This is a genomic window from Serratia quinivorans (assembly GCF_946227985.1).
Classification (GTDB): Bacteria; Pseudomonadota; Gammaproteobacteria; order Enterobacterales; family Enterobacteriaceae; genus Serratia; species Serratia quinivorans_A.
Genome location: NZ_CAMKGL010000001.1, coordinates 472,072 through 492,079, shown reverse-complemented (window position 1 = coordinate 492,079; position 20,008 = coordinate 472,072). Strand labels below are relative to the sequence as shown.

At 58.6% G+C, this 20,008-nt stretch carries 20 protein-coding genes; 11 read left to right on the top strand and 9 right to left on the bottom strand.

All coding sequences use genetic code 11. The features are described 5' to 3' along the window. From OCH02_RS02295 to OCH02_RS02265, 7 genes are all read left to right on the top strand, one after another. Entirely contained in the window at positions 1-1,521 is a 1,521-nt protein-coding gene (locus OCH02_RS02295; protein ID WP_261429606.1) for a 3-hydroxyacyl-CoA dehydrogenase, read from the top strand. Continuing rightward, on the top strand, positions 1,518-1,958 hold the full coding sequence (paaI, locus tag OCH02_RS02290; RefSeq protein ID WP_261429604.1) for a hydroxyphenylacetyl-CoA thioesterase PaaI: 441 nt from the start codon (positions 1,518-1,520) through the stop codon (positions 1,956-1,958). The genes OCH02_RS02295 and paaI overlap by 4 nt, the downstream gene beginning before the upstream one ends. After that, a complete protein-coding gene (gene pcaF, locus OCH02_RS02285; RefSeq protein ID WP_261429603.1) occupies positions 1,955-3,160 on the top strand; it encodes a 3-oxoadipyl-CoA thiolase in 1,206 nt (401 codons plus the stop codon). Before paaI ends, pcaF begins: the two co-directional genes overlap by 4 nt. Positions 3,161-3,177: 17 nt before the next feature. Then, complete coding sequence (gene paaK, locus OCH02_RS02280; RefSeq protein ID WP_017893315.1) at positions 3,178-4,485, top strand: phenylacetate--CoA ligase PaaK; 1,308 nt, start codon at positions 3,178-3,180, stop codon at positions 4,483-4,485. 78 nt (positions 4,486-4,563) lie between these two features. Next, the gene (paaX, locus tag OCH02_RS02275; RefSeq protein ID WP_261429602.1) at positions 4,564-5,502 is read left to right on the top strand and encodes a phenylacetic acid degradation operon negative regulatory protein PaaX; all 939 of its coding nucleotides are present in this window, start codon (positions 4,564-4,566) and stop codon (positions 5,500-5,502) included. A gap of 12 nt (positions 5,503-5,514) precedes the next feature. Continuing rightward, positions 5,515-6,111 carry a phenylacetic acid degradation protein PaaY gene (gene paaY, locus OCH02_RS02270; protein ID WP_261429601.1) on the top strand — a complete coding sequence of 199 codons (597 nt, stop codon included), beginning with the start codon at positions 5,515-5,517 and terminating at the stop codon, positions 6,109-6,111. Between the two features lie 81 nt (positions 6,112-6,192). After that, positions 6,193-7,677, top strand: coding sequence for a PLP-dependent aminotransferase family protein (locus OCH02_RS02265; protein WP_261429600.1), 1,485 nt, complete (start codon positions 6,193-6,195; stop codon positions 7,675-7,677). A gap of 122 nt (positions 7,678-7,799) precedes the next feature. Here the strand turns inward: OCH02_RS02265 and OCH02_RS02260 are convergent, their stop codons facing one another. The 6 genes from OCH02_RS02260 to OCH02_RS02235 all read right to left on the bottom strand — a co-directional run bounded on the left by OCH02_RS02260 (position 7,800) and on the right by OCH02_RS02235 (position 13,691). Then, a complete protein-coding gene (locus tag OCH02_RS02260; protein WP_261429599.1) occupies positions 7,800-8,702 on the bottom strand; it encodes a DMT family transporter in 903 nt (300 codons plus the stop codon). Between the two features lie 94 nt (positions 8,703-8,796). Continuing rightward, positions 8,797-10,197: an amino acid permease gene (locus tag OCH02_RS02255; protein WP_261429598.1), complete on the bottom strand. Its 1,401-nt coding sequence runs from the start codon at positions 10,195-10,197 to the stop codon at positions 8,797-8,799. A 16-nt stretch (positions 10,198-10,213) separates the two neighbouring features. Next, complete coding sequence (locus tag OCH02_RS02250) at positions 10,214-11,401, bottom strand: amino acid aminotransferase (RefSeq protein ID WP_261429596.1); 1,188 nt, start codon at positions 11,399-11,401, stop codon at positions 10,214-10,216. 59 nt (positions 11,402-11,460) lie between these two features. Beyond that, positions 11,461-11,832 (bottom strand): RidA family protein, encoded by a 372-nt coding sequence (locus OCH02_RS02245; RefSeq protein WP_218217102.1) that lies wholly within the window; start codon positions 11,830-11,832, stop codon positions 11,461-11,463. A gap of 3 nt (positions 11,833-11,835) precedes the next feature. Beyond that, entirely contained in the window at positions 11,836-12,630 is a 795-nt protein-coding gene (locus OCH02_RS02240; RefSeq protein WP_261429594.1) for an alpha/beta hydrolase, read from the bottom strand. 155 nt (positions 12,631-12,785) lie between these two features. After that, positions 12,786-13,691: a LysR family transcriptional regulator gene (locus tag OCH02_RS02235; RefSeq protein ID WP_261429592.1), complete on the bottom strand. Its 906-nt coding sequence runs from the start codon at positions 13,689-13,691 to the stop codon at positions 12,786-12,788. 98 nt (positions 13,692-13,789) lie between these two features. On the opposite strand from OCH02_RS02235, the gene OCH02_RS02230 reads away from it, so the two are divergent. Next, a complete protein-coding gene (locus OCH02_RS02230) occupies positions 13,790-14,407 on the top strand; it encodes a glutathione S-transferase (protein ID WP_261429591.1) in 618 nt (205 codons plus the stop codon). A gap of 5 nt (positions 14,408-14,412) precedes the next feature. After that, positions 14,413-15,327, top strand: coding sequence for a pyridoxamine 5'-phosphate oxidase family protein (locus tag OCH02_RS02225; protein WP_261429590.1), 915 nt, complete (start codon positions 14,413-14,415; stop codon positions 15,325-15,327). Between the two features lie 34 nt (positions 15,328-15,361). Here OCH02_RS02225 and OCH02_RS02220 read toward each other — a convergent pair whose 3' ends face one another. After that, positions 15,362-15,574, bottom strand: coding sequence for a glycogen synthase (locus OCH02_RS02220; protein ID WP_012145814.1), 213 nt, complete (start codon positions 15,572-15,574; stop codon positions 15,362-15,364). 217 nt (positions 15,575-15,791) lie between these two features. On the opposite strand from OCH02_RS02220, the gene gabD reads away from it, so the two are divergent. Then, a complete protein-coding gene (gene gabD, locus OCH02_RS02215; RefSeq protein WP_261429589.1) occupies positions 15,792-17,267 on the top strand; it encodes an NADP-dependent succinate-semialdehyde dehydrogenase in 1,476 nt (491 codons plus the stop codon). Positions 17,268-17,329: 62 nt separating this feature from the next. Here the strand turns inward: gabD and OCH02_RS02210 are convergent, their stop codons facing one another. Both OCH02_RS02210 and OCH02_RS02205 read right to left on the bottom strand, forming a co-directional pair. Beyond that, entirely contained in the window at positions 17,330-17,725 is a 396-nt protein-coding gene (locus OCH02_RS02210; protein ID WP_261429588.1) for a cupin domain-containing protein, read from the bottom strand. 85 nt (positions 17,726-17,810) lie between these two features. After that, a complete protein-coding gene (locus tag OCH02_RS02205) occupies positions 17,811-18,593 on the bottom strand; it encodes a carboxymuconolactone decarboxylase family protein (RefSeq protein ID WP_261429587.1) in 783 nt (260 codons plus the stop codon). A gap of 171 nt (positions 18,594-18,764) precedes the next feature. Between OCH02_RS02205 and OCH02_RS02200 the strand changes: the two genes are divergently transcribed. Beyond that, positions 18,765-19,664 (top strand): LysR family transcriptional regulator, encoded by a 900-nt coding sequence (locus OCH02_RS02200; RefSeq protein ID WP_261429585.1) that lies wholly within the window; start codon positions 18,765-18,767, stop codon positions 19,662-19,664. The last annotated feature ends 344 nt before the right edge of the window (positions 19,665-20,008 follow it).

Genomic DNA, 20,008 nt, shown 5'->3' with positions numbered 1-20,008 from the left:
ATGAACCAGCCGAACTTAAACCTCAGGGTGGCGGTGATTGGTGCCGGTACCATGGGCATTGGTATTGCTCAGGTGGCCGCCGCCGCCGGGCATCAGGTGCAGCTGTTTGATATCGCCGCCGATGCTGCCCGGCAGGCACTCGACGTACTCACCCAACGGCTGCGTCAACGTGTTGCGGCCGGCAAGGCCGATGCCACCACCACCGACGCTCTGCTGGCGCGCATTCAGCCGGCAGAGTCGCTTAACTCGCTGGCCGACAGCGGTCTGGTGATAGAAGCGGTGGCGGAAAAGCTGGCAATCAAACAAAGCCTGTTCCGTGAGCTGGAAGCCTTGTGCTCGCCCGCTACGCTGTTTGCCAGCAACACCTCATCGCTGTCGATTACCGCCATCGCCGGTGTGCTGCAACATCCACAGCGTCTGGCCGGGCTGCACTTCTTCAACCCGGCGCCGCTGATGAAACTGGTGGAGATCGTCAGCGGGCTGGACACCAGCGCCGAAACCGTCGACACACTCCAAAGGCTAACCCGGCAATGGGGCAAACAAAGCGTGCTGTGCCGCTCCACGCCGGGGTTTATCGTTAACCGGGTGGCACGGCCGTTTTATGCCGAGACCCTGCGCGCGCTGGAAGAACAGGTCGCCGACGCCGCCACGCTGGATGCGGTAATACGCGACGCGGGTGGCTTCGCCATGGGGCCGCTGCAACTGACCGACATGATTGGTCAGGATATCAATTACGCCGTGACCGAATCGGTGTTTCAGGCTTTCTTCCAGGATCCCCGTTTTACCCCGTCACTGTTACAACAGGAACGGGTGGCGGCCGGGCGTCTTGGCCGCAAAAGCGGCCGTGGTTTTTATCGCTATGGCGATCATCAACTGCCGGTGGCGGCCGTACTGCCGGCGTCCACGGCGGAATTGCCGCGCAGCATCACACTGCATGGCGATGCCGCCGGTATCGCACTACTGAGCAAATTACTGAGCGGAAATGCGCAGTCGATCAAACAATCTGGACAGACCAGCGTCTATGCCCGGATCGATGAAGTTACACTTATGTTAACCAATGGTAAAACAGCCAGCCAGGTGGCCGATGAAACCGCAACCCCCGTGGTGCTGTTTGATCTGTCAGCCGACTACTCGCAGGCCACCACCGTCGCTATCAGCTGTGCGGCGCAAAACGATGCCAGGCACAACGCCACCATCGTGCGTCTGCTGCAATCTCTCGGCAAGAAGGTGATCGCTTTGCCGGACTATCCCGGCCTGTTGGTGATGCGCACCCTCGCCATGTTGGCCAATGAGGCGCTTGACGTGGTCAACAAGGGCGTCGCCAGTGCCGAAGATACCGACCGCGCCATGCGCTACGGCGTCAACTACCCCCGCGGCCCGCTGGAATGGGGGGCAGCCCTGGGTTGGCGACACATCCTGACCACGCTGGAAAACCTGCAACTCTACTATGGTGAGCCACGTTACCGCCCGATGCCGCTGCTGCGTCATTACGCGTCCCTCGCTTCAGGAGCCCAACAATGAACGCCAATACGCCACAGGCACTGGCGCAACGCTGCGCCGAACAGATGTTTCAACAGGATACCTGCGCCCAGGCGATGGGGATGCGGGTGGATGCGGTTGATGCCGGTTTCGCGCGGGTCAGCATGACCGTCGGCCCGCAGATGCTCAATGGCCACCAAACCTGCCACGGCGGCCAACTGTTCAGCCTGGCAGACACCGCCTTCGCCTATGCCTGCAACAGTCAGGGGCTGGCAGCGGTGGCCTCTGGCTGCAATATCGAGTTTATTCGCCCGGCGCTGGCCGGCGATCGCCTGACCGCCAGCGCCGAGGTACGCCATCAGGGCAAAACCACCGGGCTGTATGACGTCGAGATAGTCAACCAACGGGGCAAGACCGTCGCCTGGTTTCGCGGGCGGGCGCATCGCCTCGGCCATGCCATTTTAGGAGAGCATCCATGAATCAGGCGTTTATCTGCGATGGCGTTCGCACGCCGATTGGCCGCTACGGCGGCGCATTGGCCAACGTGCGCGCCGATGATTTGGCCGCGCTGCCGCTGCGTGCCCTGTTAGCTCGCCACCCACAGGTGGACTGGTCATTGGTCGATGACGTGATCCTCGGCTGCGCCAATCAGGCCGGGGAAGACAACCGCAATCTGGCCCGTATGGCCGCATTGCTGGCGGGCCTGCCGGTGAACGTTTCCGGCACTACCGTCAATCGCCTGTGCGGTTCGGGGCTGGACGCGCTGGCGATGGCGGCTCGCAGCATCAAGGCCGGTGAAGCCGGACTGGTGCTGGCCGGCGGCGCAGAATCCATGACCCGCGCCCCGCTGGTGATGGGCAAAGCCGACAGCGCTTTCAGCCGTCAGGCGCAACTGTATGACACTACTTTGGGCTGGCGCTTTATCAATCCGCTGATGCAGGCGCAGTACGGCACCGACTCAATGCCGGAAACCGCCGAAAATGTGGCGGCGCAGTTCAACATCAGCCGCGCCGATCAGGACGCCTTCGCGCTGCGCAGCCAACAACGCGCCGCCCTGGCGCAAGAATCAGGTTTACTGGCGCAAGAGATAGTGCCGGTCAGCCTCAGCGGTAGAAAAGGCGCGGTGACGTTGTTCAGCCAGGACGAACACCCGCGCCCAGACACCCGGCTGGAACAATTGCAGGCGCTGAAAACGCCGTTCCGCCAACCCGGTACCGTGACCGCCGGTAACGCCTCTGGCCTAAACGACGGCGCAGCGGCGCTGATTGTTGCCTCCGAGGCAATGGCCGTCAGCCAGGGCTTGACGCCAAGAGCGCGCATCGTCGCCACCGCCACCTGCGGCGTTGAACCCGGTTTGATGGGCATCGGTCCGCTGCCGGCCACCCGCAAGGTACTGGAATTAGCCGGGCTAAGCCTGGCGCAAATGGACGTGATCGAACTGAATGAGGCCTTTGCCGCCCAGGCGTTGGCGGTGCTGCGCCAGCTTGGTCTGCCGGACGACGCCCCCCAGGTGAATCCCAACGGTGGCGCTATTGCCCTTGGTCACCCGCTGGGAATGAGCGGTGCACGTCTGGCGCTGGCCGCCTTGTTTGAACTGGAACGGCGTTCCGGCCGCTACGCGCTTTGCACCATGTGCATCGGCGTCGGCCAAGGTATCGCCATGATCATTGAGCGAGTTTGACCCCGAGGCTAATAATGATGACGACCAACCCACCGCCACTCGACGCCATTGAGTTCGCCTCGCGTGATGAAATTGAAGCGCTGCAGCTGGAGCGTCTTAAATGGACGCTGCACCACGCTTATAACAATGTGCCAATGTATAAACGCAAGTTCGATCAGGCGGGCGTGCATCCAGACGATCTTAAGCAATTGAGCGATCTGGCGCGTTTCCCCTACACCACCAAACAGGACTTACGCGACAACTACCCGTTCGATACCTTCGCGGTACCCATGGAACAGGTGGTGCGTATTCACGCCTCGTCAGGCACGACCGGCCGACCAACCGTGGTCGGCTATACCCAGCGGGACATCGATAACTGGGCCGATATCGTCGCCCGCAGCCTGCGCGCCGCCGGTGCCACGGCCAAAGACAAGGTGCATGTAGCCTATGGTTATGGCCTGTTCACCGGTGGGCTCGGCGCTCACTACGGCGCGGAGCGGCTGGGGGCCACGGTGATCCCGATGTCCGGCGGGCAGACAGAGCGGCAGGCGCAGCTGATCCTGGACTTCAAACCCGACGTGATCATGGTGACGCCCTCCTACTGTTTAACGCTGATCGACGAACTGGAACGCAAAATGGGCGGCGATGCCCGCGGCTGTTCATTACGTCTCGGGGTGTTTGGCGCAGAGCCCTGGACCGAAGCGCTGCGGCACGAAATTGAAAGCCGCATGGGCATCAAGGCGCTGGATATTTATGGCCTGTCCGAAGTGATGGGGCCGGGGGTGGCGATGGAGTGCGCCGAAAGCGGCGGTGGCCCGACTATCTGGGAAGATCACTTCCTGCCGGAGATCATCTGCCCGGAAACCGGCATTGCCCTGCCGGATGGGGAGCACGGCGAACTGGTGTTCACCACCCTGACCAAAGAGGCGCTGCCGGTGATCCGCTACCGCACCCGCGATCTCACCCGCCTGCTGCCGGGCGATGCACGCCAGATGCGCCGGATGGGAAAAATCACCGGTCGCTCCGACGACATGCTGATCATCCGTGGCGTCAATGTGTTCCCGTCGCAGGTGGAAGAACAAATTATGCAGTTCGAACAGCTGTCGCCGCATTATCAGCTGCAGGTCAGTCGCAGTGGGCACCTGGATACCCTGGCGGTACGCGTTGAACTGAAAGAGGCCGCGCTCAGCCTCAGCCATCAGCAGCGCTGCGAGATTTGCCACCAGCTGCGTCACCATATTAAATCGATCATTGGCGTCAGCACCGACGTCAGCATTGCCAACTGCGGCGATATTCCGCGATCGGAAGGCAAAGCCCAGCGGGTGGTCGACCTGCGCCCCCGTTGATTCTCGTGGCGTCACGGATGACGCCTCAAAAATTTGTGGTAATGTTGTGTCTCATCGTCGGCTAACCCATGGAAAAATATGGAACATAAACTGGATGAGTTTATCCGCCATGCTATAGACGCCCAGCCGATCAGCGGCACTTCACTGATTATCTCCCTGTACGGCGATGCGCTGAGTCATCGCGGTGGCGAAGTGTGGCTCGGCAGCCTGAGCGCACTGCTGGAGGCGCTGGGTTTCGGCGACCGCTTTGTGCGCACCTCGGTATTTCGCCTGCAAAAAGAGGGCTGGCTGGAGGTCGAAAAAATCGGTCGCCGCAGCTTCTATCGGGTAACCGATCAGGGTATGCGCCAGTTCCGCCACGCCGAGTCTAAAATCTACCTCAGCGAGCCACCGGCCTGGGACGGGAAATGGGATCTGCTGTTGCTGGAAAGCGCGGAGAAAAGCGAACGGGCACGGCTGAAAAAAGAGCTGGGCTGGCTGGGTTTTGGCCAGATAGCCAATAACCTGATGGCGGCCCCCACCCATGCACAAACCGACGTCACCGCCCTGCTTGGCGAGCTTAATGCCAGCGAACAAGTTATCTATTTTCGTGCCGACTACCCCTATAACCGCTCCGAACAAACCCTGCAGCAACTGGTGGCGAACTGCTGGGCGCTGGGCGAGGTCGCCGCCGATTATCATGAGTTTATCGTCTCTTTCCGCCCGCTAATGGCGTTGCTGCGCGAAACCGACGATGCCCTGCTGACGCCCCAGCGCTGTTTCCAGATTAAGCTATTATTGATCCACTTCTTCCGCCGCGTGGTGCTCAAAGATCCGCTGCTGCCGGACGCCCTATTGCCCGTCCAGTGGGAGGGGCAGATCGCCCGCAACCTGTGTATCAATATTTATCAGCGGGTGGACCGCGCCGCGACCGAGTATGTCAGCGCGCTGGCGGAGACCACTATCGGCACCCTGCCCGCCCCGGCGGCCGGCTATTACCGGCGCTTTGGCGGCCTGCCGCGCGATCCTTCATTTTAAGGAAATTTTACTATGCCCGTGTATCAGATTGATGGCCTGACGCCAGTGGTAGACCCCAGCAGTTATGTGCACCCGACGGCGGTATTGATTGGCGATGTCATCGTCGGCAAGCAGGTATATATCGGCCCCAATGCCAGCCTGCGCGGCGACTTTGGCCGCCTGGTTGTCGGTGACGGGGCCAATATCCAGGACAACTGCGTGATGCACGGCTTTCCGCAGCAGGACACCGTGGTGGAACAGGACGGGCACATCGGCCACGGCGCGATCTTGCACGGCTGCCGTATCCGCCGTAACGCCATGGTCGGCATGAATGCGGTGATTATGGACGGCGCGGAGATCGGTGAGAACAGCATCGTCGGTGCCATGGCGTTCGTTAAGGCCGCCGCGGTGATTGAAGCCAACAAGCTGGTGGTCGGTAGCCCGGCGCGGGTATTGCGTGACCTGACCGAACAGGAACTGGCGTGGAAAGTGGCCGGCACGCGCGAATATCATGATTTGGTACTGCGCTGTAAATCTTCCCTGCAAGAAGTCACCCCACTGAGCGAAATCGAACCTGGCCGTCAGCGCTTAAGTTTTGGCGACCACCTGATCCCAAAAAGTCAGCTTTAAGCATCACGAAATACGCTATTTCGTTAAAAAGTGGTTTACAGTAAATACCCTGTTTAACCCTTTTCATCTGGACCGGAATAGATGCCAAGAACGGCCAAAACGGTTGAAGTCCCCGCCATCGGCGAGCTTGATCGCCAGGCGGGGCAGCTTAGCCTGCAACTTGCTCAGGCATTGCGGGCAGCCATCAACAGAGGCGAACTCAAACCTGGCGATCTGTTGCCCTCCACCCGCGTACTGGCAGGCGCATTGCAGTTGGCCAGAGGCACGGTGCTGGCGGCCTTCGAACAGCTGACCGCCGAGGGCTTTCTCGAAGCCCAGCCCGGTTCGGGCACCCGCGTCGCCCTGTCACTTCACCGCCAGCCCCCGGCACCACTCAGCCCGGCTGATATTTGTGACATTCCCCTTTCCAGCCAGGCGCAGGCATTGGCGCAGTTTGCCGGGCAGTTACGGCCGCTACCGCCTATCCCCTTCACCGTCTCGGTGCCCATCAATGATACCGCGCCCGATGACGTCTGGCGTCGTCTCGGCAACCGCATCCGCGCCCGTGGGCCTGGCGCCCCCGCCGGTTATGGCGAACCACTGGGGGCACTGCCGTTGCGCAAGGCGGTCTGTGAATACGTCCGCAAATCCCGTTCGGTGCTCTGTACGCCGGAACAGGTGATTATTACCTCAGGGACTCAACAAGGGCTGTATCTGGCGACGCAGATTCTGTTGGACGCCGGTGACACCGCCTGGGTGGAGGATCCGGCCTATCACGGCATTACCGCCATCTTTAACAGCGTCTTCAGAGACCGGCGAATGGCCAGAGTCCCGGTGGATGCCGAAGGAATAGACGTGGCAGCAGGCAGCCAAATCGCGCCGCAGGCCAAAGCCGCCTTTGTCACCCCTTCTCACCAATACCCGCTGTGCATGCCGATGAGCATGACGCGTCGGCTCGAGCTGCTGGCCTGGGCCAAAGAGAGCCGGGCCTGGATTGTCGAGGATGATTACGACAGTGAAATGCGCTATTCCGGCCATCCGTTTCCGTCATTGCAGGGGTTGGATCCGGCCAGAGTCATCTATCTTGGCACCTTCAGCAAGATCCTTTTCCCTTCATTGCGGCTGGGTTACGCCATCGTGCCCAGGCCACTGGTGGATGCCTTTTGCGGCGCGCGCGTGCTGATGGATCGCCACCCGCCCAGCGCCGATCAGCACGTGCTGGCCAGCTTTATGGCGCAGGGGCATCTGGATCGTCATATCCGCCGTATGCGCGGCGTGTATGCGGAAAAACGGCGGGTGTTAACCGCAGCCATCAATACCCATGTGGCTGCCGAGCTGGCGACGCTGCACCCCAGCAGCCAGGGCATGCATCTGGTGCTGTGGTTGAAGGCGGGGCTGGACGACCAACGGGTCGCTCGCCATGCCGCCGAGGCTGGAGTGGCGGTAAGCGCACTTTCGCCGATGTATGGCGTCGGCAGCGGGAAAAGCGGCTTGATACTCGGACTGGGCGGCTACGATGACCTGCAAATCCACCGCGCCGCCCAACGGCTGAATCAGGTGCTGGTGACGTTAGCCGAGGTAGGGTAAAGCGGCGAGATTGAGATACCCGGGGCGACCCGGGGGTGGGGCGTCCCTGCGGGAACCCCATCCCCCGGTTTCCCCTAATATCGTGTTTAAGTGAAGGGGTCTCAGGCATTATCTCGCCCGGTTTAACGGGAAAACCGCTTCGCGCCGTACACGCAAACCAATACCCCGGCCATAACCGCAATCATCGAAGGCTGGATGGTTTCATGCAGCACCCACGCGGCCAGCGCCAGCCCAAAGAACGGCTGCAGCAGTTGCAACTGGCCCACGGCGGCAATGCCGCCCAGCGCCAAACCGCGATACCAGAAGATAAAGCCAATCCACATGCTGAACAGCGAAATATAGCCCAGAGAGAGCCACGCCCCGACGCTGACCTGCGGCCAACTCGCCGGAGCGGCCCAAACGGCAACCCCGGCCGTCAGCGGCAAAGCCACCACCAGCGCCCAGGAAATCACCTGCCAGCCGCCGAGCCTGCGCGTCAGCATCGCGCCTTCCGCGTAGCCCAGGCCGCAAAGCAGTATCGCCGCCACCATCAGCAGGTCACCGGCCCAGGAAGCGCCCGCCCCCTGACTTAGCGCAAAGGCCCCCACCAGCAGGCTGCCCAACACCGAGAACAGCCAGAAAGCGATTTTCGGGCGTTCTCCCCCGCGCAGTACGCCAAAACAGGCGGTAGCCAGTGGCAATAGCCCGATATACACCAGCGCATGCGCCGAAGTGGTGTGCTGCAAGGCCAACGCCGTCAGCAACGGGAAACCGATCACGACCCCGATCGCCACCATCACCAGCGGCACAAGATCCTGTCGCCGGGGCCAACGTTGACGCATTAGCCCCAGCGCGCCAAGCGCCAGGATGGCTGCCAGCACCGCCCGCATCGCGGTCAGGAAAAGGGGATCAAACTCTTGCACCGCCAGGCGCGTGGCGGGCAAAGAACCGCTAAAAATCAACATCCCCAGAAAGCCGTTGATCCATCCCTGTGCCGAATGATCGCTTCGGCCGACAACCTGAATTTTTTCTGTCTCACTGCTCATGGCAACACCACTCTACACCTGCGAAAGATCGCTTATTCTCCGGTTAAAGTGGCTTATTGCCAGAGCCAGATAACGACATTATCAGCAAACCACTTTACTCTACCTCCGGCGTTTCCATCGCGGCGGGCAGTGGCTGATGGCGACTATAGAAGAAGTAAATGGCCACCAGCAGCAGAGTGAACGGAATGCCGAACCACAGCGTCATCTTGAAAAACTCGGTGAACGCCGTCGAGATCAACAGTGCGGTCATCAAACCGGCACCGGCCAGCGTGGTGTAGGGGAAGCCCCACATGCGGAATTTCAGGTGGGTTTGGCGATGCTGGCGGCGGAAAAACAGGTGGGTGACGAAAATCATCAGCCAGGTAAAGCAAGCGCCGTACACCGAAATAGACATCATGGCGGCAAAGGATTTCTCCGGATAAACCAGGCTCAGCACGATCGACACCACAATGCCAATGCAGGACATCGCCAGCGCGTTTACCGGAATACCGCGTTTACTGACCCGCCCCAACGCAGCCGGAGCCTGCCCCGCACGCGACAGCGAGAACATCATGCGGGTGGTGATATACAGCTGGCTGTTCATCGCCGACAGCGCGGCCACCAGCACGATAAAGTTGAAGATACCGGCGGCGGCAGGCAAATGGATCACGTTCATCGCCATCAGAAACGGGCTTTCACCGGTTCCCGACTGCCGCCAGGGAACGATTGCCAGCATCAGCGCAATCGACAGCATATAAAAAATAAACAACCGCAAAATGGTGCCCTTGAAGGCAGTTTTCACCGCAATCACCGGGTTTTTGGCTTCACCGGCGGCCACCGCGATCATCTCAATGCTCAGATAGCTGAAAATCGACACGATCACCGCGAACCACATGCCCTTTACGCCAAACGGGAAGAAGCCGCCATTGGCGGTAAAGTTGTGAATACCGTAGGCCGGATTAGCGGAAAACACCAAAATGCCGATGCCAATGGCGATAAAGGCCGCAATGGCCACCACCTTGATGGTCGACAGCGCATACTCCACCTGGCCGAAGGACTTGACGCCAATCACATTGATGACGATCACCGCCGCAGAAAACAGCAGCACCCAGGGCCAGATAGGCGTGGTCGGGAACCAGAACTGCATATACATGCCGATAGCGGTGACCTCGGTGCCCACCGCCAATACCACGCAGGACCAGTAGGAATAACGCACCAGAAAACCGAACAGCGGGCTGATGTAAAACTCGGCATAGTCACCAAAAGAACCCGGCGTCGGGTGTTCAGAGGTCATTTCCGCCAGGCATCCCATCAGTAACAACGCCACCACGCCGCCAATAAAATAGCTCAACAGGACGCTGGGGCCCGCCATCTGAATGGCATAGGCACTGCCGAGAAACAGCCCGGTGCCGATCGCTCCGCCTATCGCCAGCATGGTCATCTGCCCGGCGGTGAGCTGTTTCTTCAAGCCGCCCTGCCGCCGCGCAATTTCTTCAAAACCTTTCATCTGTTTCATGGCAGTCCTACCTTATTCACGCAGTACGGGTGACATCCAGAATGGCGGCAGTAACGTAATCGACATTGTTTTGATTCAGGCCGGGCAAACACATGCGGCCGGGCGCCACCAGGTAGATGGCGTAATCTTGTCGTAGCCGCTCGAGCTGCTGCGGGTTCAAGCCGGTGTAACTGAACATGCCTTTTTGGTCACGAATGCGCCGATAGTCCAACTGCGAACCGCCCTGCTCCAGCCCGTTAGCCAGGGTTTGGCGCATCTGTTTGATACGTTGGCGCATACCGGCCAGTTCGCTTTCCCACTGCTGGCGCAAATTGGCATCCGCCAACAGGGTTTCCACAATCTGGCTGCCGTGGGTCGGCGGGCAGGAATAGCTGCGGCGGATCAAGGTTTTCAATGCGCCCTTGACGTTGGTCGCACTCTCCGGGCTGGCGCAGCGGACTGAAAGCCCCCCCAGCCGTTGGCCATACAGCGCGACGTTTTTCGAAAACGAATTGGCGACCAAAAATTCCAGGTCGGTTTTCAACGCCTCACGCAGTGCGAAACAGTCCTCGTCCAGCCCGTCGCCAAAGCCCTGATAGGCAATATCGAACAACGGCAGCAGGCGGCGGCGCTGTACGACCTCAAGCGTGGCACGCCACTGCGCCGGGCTGAGATCGGTGCCGGTCGGGTTATGACAGCAAGGGTGCAACAACACCACGCTGCCTTCCGGCAGGCTGTCCAACGTATCGAGCATGGCGTCAAAACGCAGGCCGCCGTTGGCCTCATCAAAATACGGGTAGGTATGTACCTTCAGTCCTGCGCCCTCGAAGATCGCCCAATGGTTGGCCCAGGTAGGATCTGACACCCAGATGTCATGACGGGGCAGGTAATGATGGATAAAATCCGCCGCCAGCTTCAGAGCGCCTGAACCGCCAACGGTTTGTACCGTGCTTATCGACGCTGATGCCGCTTCGCCGAACAACAAGGTCTGCACCTGCTGGGCAAACAGCGCCGAGCCTTCGATTGGCGGATATCCATGCGGGCGACGCTGATCAAGCAATTGCCGCTCGGCGGCCTCAACCGCTTGCATCAGCGGGATCCGCCCTTGCCGGTCGTAATAAAGACCAATACCCAGATTAACTTTCTGCGTATTTTCATCCCGTAAATAAGCTTCCATCAATGACATAATAGGATCGGCCGCCGAGCGGCCAATGTGATTAAACATAGCGATTCCTTAATTCATTATTCAATGAATTTGCAGGTGGGAATTATAGTTATATAACTTCAGGCGGTAGCAGTGACGGTTATTTCTATTTTCATTCCCGGCACCACCAGCTTGTCAACAATTACCGTTGAACGATTAGGGTAAGGATAATTGAAATATTGCTTATAAATTTCATCAAGTAATTTAACGTCATTCACATCGGTGAGATAAATAATTACCTGCAGAACATTATCGCTGTGGCTATCTGCCGCCTTTAACGTCCGGGCCAAATTATCAAAGGTCAGGGTAATTTGTTTTTCCGGCTCGCCGGTTTCAATACTGCCGTCGGGCCTGACCGGGCCATGAGCGGTGAACAGCATGCCACCGCCTTTAGTCGCCCAGGAAAAGGGTTGGCCAATCTCCGGCAAGCCGGTATCGATAATGGTACGCATGGTTTATTTCCCCGTAGTGGTTAACTGGCGGATCAACGCCCCATCCCTGGCGAACAGTGAATCCAGCACGTTGTAATGGTTGGCGCCGTCGACCGCAACCAGGCGGACGGGCAGCTGTTTTGCCTGCAGCGCAGCATAATAATGTCGCGACTGGCCAATCAGTTCCGGCAGTTCAGCAGCGCCGTAAAATAGCGTCATCGGTTTAATGCGGTCAGGTATATTGCGCGCCGGGCTTAACCGCGCAATTTGCTGCTGGGTCAACTGCAACTGCCGGTTAACGTAAGTGGTTAACAGGGGCTCCAGCTCGAAAATACCGCTGATCGGTAATACCGCGTCGACCATAGGATGATGCTGCCAGAAACTGGCCAGATGCCCCCCGGCGGAATGACCACACAGGTAAACCGGCGCCAGTTTATTTGACGCCAGGCGTTGTTGAATCGCGTTCAGCGCCGCACCGGTTTGCCGGCAAATATCGTCAAGCGAGGCCTGAGGTGCCAGCGTATATTCCAGCAGCACCACGTCAAAGCCCAACGCCAATGGCACTGTAGCAATAAAGGCAAAATCATCCCTGGAACAAAATTGCCAATATCCTCCGTGAATAAATATTAATGTTCCCTGATGCGGCTTGTCAGAATATAACCAGTCGAAAACTTCCCGGGGTGAATCCCCATAGGCAATATTACGTTCGCTACGGACTTGCTGATAAACCGCCTGACTGCGAGTTTGGAATGAGGTCAGAATTTCATCCTCATTGTCCACCGTCGAACCGTTATCGTAACTGCCCGCCAAAAGTTTCATATATTAAACTTCGTTTATTATTTAAGATATGCGTTAACTATTAGCACCGGGAATAATATTGTCAAGAAGGGAACAACAGCAATGCGTGCAGGGTAATATAAATCTTTTCTGCGGCTCAATAAGTTTAACCAGTGAAACTTATTGAGCCTGAATCGCTATTTTAACGGCGGCTGAATTTGCGCCAACTGACTTAATTCCTGCCAGGCATAATCCCAGAAGGTACGCACTTTTAGCGGCATGCGTTGGCTATGTTGCGCCACCAGTTGCACCGGCATCGGCAAGGGTTCAAACGCCGGCAGCAGGCGCACCAGCGTCCCCGCCGCCAGGTCGTCTGCCACCTGATACGACAGCAAGCGGGCGATGCCCTTGCCTGCTCGCGCCGCCAGCAACTGGGTTTCAACGTCATTGAGCAGCAAGCGCGGCGTCAGCCTTACTCTGTCACCGTTTTCCTGTGGGCCAAACCGCCATTCGCGCAGCGACGCCCGCTGGGTGCCGACGATAGTGTCATGATCGACCAACTGCGCCGGTTCCAATGGCTCGCCGCGTAGCGCCAGATAGGCCGGACTGGCAACCGTCACCCGGGATACCTGCCCCAACCGACGCGCCACGCGGGAAGAGTCCTGCAAATGGCCGATGCGCACCGCCACGTCCAGCCCCTCGTCGATCAAATCCAGGTTGCGATCGTTGAGCACCATTTCAATTTGCGTCTGCGGGTAAAGATCGAGAAACGCCATCACCACCGGTGCCACGTGCTTACGCCCGAACTGCACCGGTGAGGTAATGCGCAACAGCCCGCTGAGCTGGGTATCCGCCGTATCCAGTACCGCCGCCTGGTATTCATGCAGCAATAAATGCGCCCGCTCCGCCAGCCGCAGCCCGGCCTCGGTCGGGGCCAGCCGCCGGGTGGTGCGTTCAACCAGCCTGGCGCCAAAACGCTGCTCCAGCGAGGCGATGGCCCGGGTCACCGCCGGGGCGGAACGTCGCAGTTTGCGACCGGCGGCGGCCAGGCTGCCGTGCTGGATCACCGCTACAAAAATCGCCAGTTCGTCCAACCGATCCATAGACTATTCCATAAATTGAAATTATTAATTTCCAGATTGCCGGATTTCGCTCACCGACTGCAAGAGTATGCTGATTAAAATCCCTCTGGAGTGTGATTATGCAAAAGCTAAAACTGTACGGTACCCCGCTTTCCGGCCACGTCCACCGCGTGGAGTTGCTGTTGCGGATGCTCGAACTGTCGTATGAATTTATCGAAGCCCCCGCAGCGGTGCGCCAAAGCGAGGCCTTTCTGCGCCTGAACCCTTTCGGCCAGATCCCGGTACTGGTGGATGGTGAGCTGGCACTGGCCGACAGCAATGCCATTTTGGTGTATCTGGCCAAGCGTTATGCGCCGGATAGCCATTGGTTACCCGAAGAACCCGTGGCGGCGGCCCAGGTGCAGGAATGGCTGTCCAAAGCGGCGGGAGAAGTTCGCTATGGCCCGGCTTCCGCCCGTTTGATCGCCCAGTTTGGGGTAACAGAGGATTATCAGGCCGCGCAGGCCGTCAGCGCGCGCTTCCTGCCACAAATGGAGCAGCATCTGACCGACCGTCAGTTTCTGGCGACGGCACAGGCCACCATTGGCGATCTGGCCTGCTACAGCTATGTGGCGGTAGCGCCGGAAGGGGGGATTTCGCTGGCCCCGTACCCGGCAATCCAGCGCTGGATAGCGCGCATTGCCGCATTGCCCGGCTTCTTTGCCATGCCGTCGCTGCCTTACCCCGTCGAGAGGTAAATCCGATGATCCCGCAGATGTTCCACCCCGATGAACTACGTGCCCAGACCCTGGCCGGATTTGACCAGGTGGGCGGCGGAATTTTCCCCAGCATGCCTGACCAGCACCGCAAGTTTTTCGAGGCACTGCCTTACCTGTTTGTCGCCACGCTGGACCAGCAAGGTTGGCCGGTGGCTACGTTGTTTAGCGGCCCGCCCGGTTTTTTGCGCACGCCGGACAGCACCCATCTGCGTATCAGCACCCCACGCCGCAGCGACGATCCGGCGCAGGCAGCATTGCAACCCGGCCAGCCGGTGGGAGCGCTGGGGCTGGATTTTAGCAACCGACGCCGTAACCGCGCCAACGGTGTGATCGGACGTACCGACAAAAACCGCATTGAGATCGAAGTCAGGCAAAGCTTTGGCAACTGTCCGCAGTATATTCAGCGGCGCGAGCTGTATCCGGCCCCCGCCAACCCTGCGCCAATCGAATATCTCACTACGTTGGATGCGGCGGCACAGGCGTTGATCCGCAACGCGGATACCTGTTTCGTGGCCAGTGCTGCCCATACCCAGCTGGCGCAAGGTGGCGTGGATATTTCGCACCGGGGCGGAAAACCGGGGTTTATCTATCTGGAGGGAAACACCCTGTGGATACCGGATTTTCGTGGCAATCGCTATATGAATACCCTGGGTAACCTGTTGGCGCAACCGCGGGCGGCGTTGCTGTTTATCGATTTTGAACGCGGGGATGTTTTACATTTGCAGGGGGAAACACAGATCCTCTGGCAAGCAGAGAGGGGCCAGGGTGTGGCGGGTGCGGAGCGCTACTGGCGCTTCGATATACAGCGCGCATGGCGTTTTTCACAGGCCCTGCCGTGGCGCGGCCGTAATCTTGAGTTCTCCCCGGCAACGCTCAATACCGGGGTGTGGTCGGAATAAAAAACCCCGCGTCGGCGGGGTCAGTAGATTAGGTTTATACGCTGTGTTCCACCGTTGTGGCCGCCTGATAAAGCTGACGGAAATAGCTCAGGCGTTCAAAGAACAAGCGGCTTTGCGACTCCGACATGTTGCCGGCCACTTTGCCGGCGTCGACCTCTCGCCCCTGCCACTCCATCAGCGCAATGCTGGAAGCCAAAAAATCCATTTCTCCGCCGCCATAAAGATGTCTGTCCACTGATTTCATCATTTGCACACTCCTTTTAATCACATCGAAAAGGGTCATATGCCTGCTGATTTCAGTATCGTCCTGACGGCGGATGTTTTTTGTACAGAAGGTGCGCTTGACGGCAAATTGATTAGTTGTCACGGATCGGGCAAATAGAGGCGGAAAAGTTTGCTAGGGTAAAGGGGTGCCGTTTGGGGTAGGTCACCCTGTGTTGAATTCTGAAAAAGGAAGAAAACCGATGAGCAATCACTTCTCTGCCACCCTCAAAGATCCTGCGCTGTTCCGCGAGGCCAACTATATCGACGGGCAATGGCTGCCGATCAAAGGCGACCAGAGCCTCAAGATCCACAATCCCGCCACCGGCGAACTGGTCGGTCAGGTGCCGGCGTTGGGGGCCAAAGAGACCGCGCTGGCGATCGCCGCCGCGAAAAAGGCCCAGCCGGCCTGGCGCGCATTGACCGCCAAAGAACGGGCCGGCAAACTGCGCCGCCTGTTCGAGTTGATGATGGAAAATCAGGACGATTTAGCGCTGATCATGACCGCAGAACAGGGCAAGCCGCTGGCGGAAAGCCGGGGTGAGATTGCCTACGCGGCGTCCTTTATCGAGTGGTTTGCCGAAGAAGGCAAACGCGTCTACGGCGACACCATTCCGCAGCCCCAGGCTGGCCGCCGCATTATCGTGCAGAAAGAGCCGATTGGGGTATTCGCTGCCATTACGCCGTGGAATTTCCCGGCGGCGATGATCACCCGTAAAGCGGGCCCCGGCTGGGCCGCGGGCTGTACCGGGGTGATCCGCCCCGCCAGCCAAACCCCCTTCTCTGCACTGGCTATCGCCGTATTGGCCGAGCGTGCGGGTTTACCGGCCGGTGTTTGCAACGTGATAACCGGCCCGAGCCAGGCCATAGGGGCGGAATTGACCGCCAACCCGGACGTACGCAAACTCTCCTTCACCGGCAGCACCGAGGTCGGTGCGCAACTGCTGGCACAGTGTGCCCCGACCATCAAAAAGACCAGTATGGAACTGGGCGGCAACGCGCCGTTTATCGTGTTTGACGATGCCGATCTGGACGCCGCTGTGACAGGCGCCGTGGCTTCCAAATACCGTAATGCCGGCCAGACCTGCGTGTGTACCAACCGTTTTCTGGTTCAGGATGGCATCTACGACGCCTTCGCAGAAAAGCTGAAAGCGGCGGTAGAGAAGCTAAAAGTGGGCAACGGCCTGGACGACGGCGTCACTATCGGCCCGTTGATTAACCCGGCCGCCGTGGAAAAAGTCAGCGAGCATATCGCCGATGCAGTGCAACTGGGAGCCACTGTTCTGCTGGGTGGCAAACCCCATGCGCTGGGCAATAACTTCTTTACGCCGACCATTCTGACCGAGGTATCACGGCAGGCCAAAATCTTCCATGAAGAGACCTTTGGTCCGGTAGCGCCGCTGATCCGTTTTAATAGCGAAGCCGAAGCCATTGAGCTGGCCAATGACACGCCGTTTGGCCTGGCCTCGTACTTCTACAGCCGGGATATTGGTCGGGTAATGCGCGTCGCCGAAGCGCTGGAATACGGCATCGTTGGCATTAATGAAGGGCTGATTTCCACCGAAGTCGCCCCCTTCGGCGGGGTTAAAAACTCCGGGCTGGGCCGTGAGGGGTCAAAATACGGTATCGAGGATTATCTTGAGATTAAGTACCTGTGCCTCGGCGGGCTGGGGAGTTAACCCTCTGAAACTAGCCCATGGCCCGCACCCTGCGGGCCAGTGTGCCGCTAACAGCGTAGTCATTACTTTTGGTACTGCGCGTCGCTGACCTGCTCCAGCCAACCCACCGGGCTGCCGTTTAATGATTCGGCGATGGCAATGTGGGTCATGGCCGTCTCCGGTGTCGCGCCGTGCCAGTGTTTGACGTCTTCCGGGATCCAGACGATATCACCCTGGTTCATTTCCTGGATCTCCTCGCCCCACACCTGGATCCAACCGCGCCCCTGGGTGACGATCAACGTCTGGCCGAGCGGATGGGTGTGCCAGGCAGTGCGCGCACCTGGCTCAAAGGTCACGGTAGCACCGCCTACGCGGGCCGGCTCACTGCCGGCAAACGGCGCATCGATCCGCACCTTACCGGTAAAATAGTTTTCTGGGCCCGGACGGGAGGGTTGGGAACCGCTGCGTTGAATTTTCACTGTTTTCTCCGTTTAGGCAAACGCGGCCGACGCTAATATAGACAAAATAATTGTAGAGGCTGTGAGTCATTTCACCGGATAAATCCTAAGGGATAACAGGTGATGAAGAGGCACGCCTGGCAAACACTTCTTTGGCAACCGGGACGGCGGACATGGCGTTGGGCCAACCGACGTAGAACGCCAGATGAGCAATAACCTCGCCAGCCTGTTGCTGGGTCAGGCCGTTGTCCATTGCCCTGTTGAGATGGAAGGTCATTTGCGCCACTTGCCCGTTGGCCACCAGTGCGCTCACCGTAACCAAACTGCGATCGCGGGGTGCCAGTGCCGGCCGGAGCCAAAGATCGTGAAACAGCACGCCCGAGGTGTAGGCAACCAGCCCAGGAAATTGCTCACTGCCGACCGCGTTTTCTACCGCACTGGCCCGCAGCTGTTCCGCCGCTTCATCCAGCGGCAGCCGTTGGGGATCCGCCGCCGGCAATTCGGCAACATTAATGCCGCGCCGTTGGAAAACCTCACGCGCAACCGCCACTGCCGCCATGGCATTACCCCAGCCGGTATAGAAAGCCAGATGGGTGATAATCTCCGACAATTCAGTAGCTTTTACGCCGTTGTCCAATGCCTGGTTGAATTGCTCTGCCATCAACGCGCTTTGGTTACGGGCGATTACGGCTGCGATGGTGATCACGCTGCGGTCGCGCGGCGAAAGCGCCGGACGCTGCCAAAGATCGCCCTGTAATGTGTCACGCTGAAATTGGGCCAATGCCGGTGAAACACTTTTAACCCGCTCTTCCGACTCCAGAGTTTCTGCCCCGACACTGCCGGAAATCGCCATCGACATAGAAAGTGCTGTGGCTGCAAAATATTTCATTCATTTATTTCCCGATAAGAGTGGCGTGAAAGACAAAAGATAACGTCGCTCCCACATCAGGACTAGAGGGCTAAATCCGCAAGGAGCTATGAGCTGAATTCATTAATTGTCGCCGCTGTCGGCAAACGGCTAGAATATCGCCATAAATTCTGCCCATGCTGTGAGGCCGGGATGTTAAAAGAGAACTTTAACGACTTAATTTCGTTTTTGATGGTCGCCCGTGAGCGCAGCTTCACCAAAGCGGCGGCGAAACTTGGCGTCTCCCAATCGGCATTGAGCCACGCCATCAGGGGGCTGGAAGAACGACTCGAGCTGCGTTTACTGACCCGAACCACCCGCAACGTGGCACCTACCGAAGTCGGCGAAAGGCTGCTCAACAGCATCGGGCCGCGTTTTGCCGAGATTGAAAGTGAACTGGACGCCCTGAGTGAAATGCGGGCACGGCCAGCGGGTAATATCCGCATCACCGCCGGCGAACATGCCGTCGACTCGGTGTTGTGGCCAATGTTGAGGTCCTTTCTGGCGGACTATCCGGATATCAATGTCGAAATCACCGTGGATAATGCCCTGACCGACATTGTCGCCGGTCGTTTTGACGCCGGTATCCGCCTGGGGGAACAGGTCGCCAAAGACATGATTGCGGTGCGCATTGCGCCCGAGATGCATATGGTGCCGATTGCTTCCCCGGCCTATTTTGAACAATACGGCACGCCAACAACCCCGCAGGAACTGCAAAACCATCGCTGTATCAATATGCGTTTACCCACTATGGGCGGTCTCTACGCCTGGGAGTTCGAAAAAGACGGGCGCGAAATTAAGGTACGGGTCGACGGCCAGCTAACCTTTAACAGTCTGCGCCAACGCATCGACGCGGCGCGGCTGGGCTTCGGCATCGCCTTTGTACCGCAAGACAGCGTCACCGATGAGCTGGCTGACGGCCGTTTGGTCCAGGTGCTCGACGAGTGGTGCCCACGGTTTCCCGGCTATTACCTCTATTATCCCAGCCGCAGGCAACACACCACCGCCTTTGCGCTGTTTGTCGAGGCGCTGCGCTATCCGCGGCAAGCCTGAACCGCTAATTTCCATTGATAAAGCCAACAAAAAATCGCCGAAACAGCACAAGGTATGCAACGAAAGAATAACAATCAGAGTAACCTAGCCGCGCTTCAGGCGGAGCGGTCGCCAACCTCTCGATGAAGAGGCAAAACGCTACGCCGGATTCAGTGCTTTTTTACTTCGTCCCCCATGACAGAGTTTTTCAATAAGCCAAAACCCGCCTCCCCATGTTAACTGCCACGGCCTTTTAGCCTTGGCGCTGGAGAGGGTTTGCCAAACGTACGGGATGGATTTTTAGGGAGAAACCGCGTGTTTTTTTGGATATGGCTTAATCTCTAAATCGGGGACTTTTCATTTTG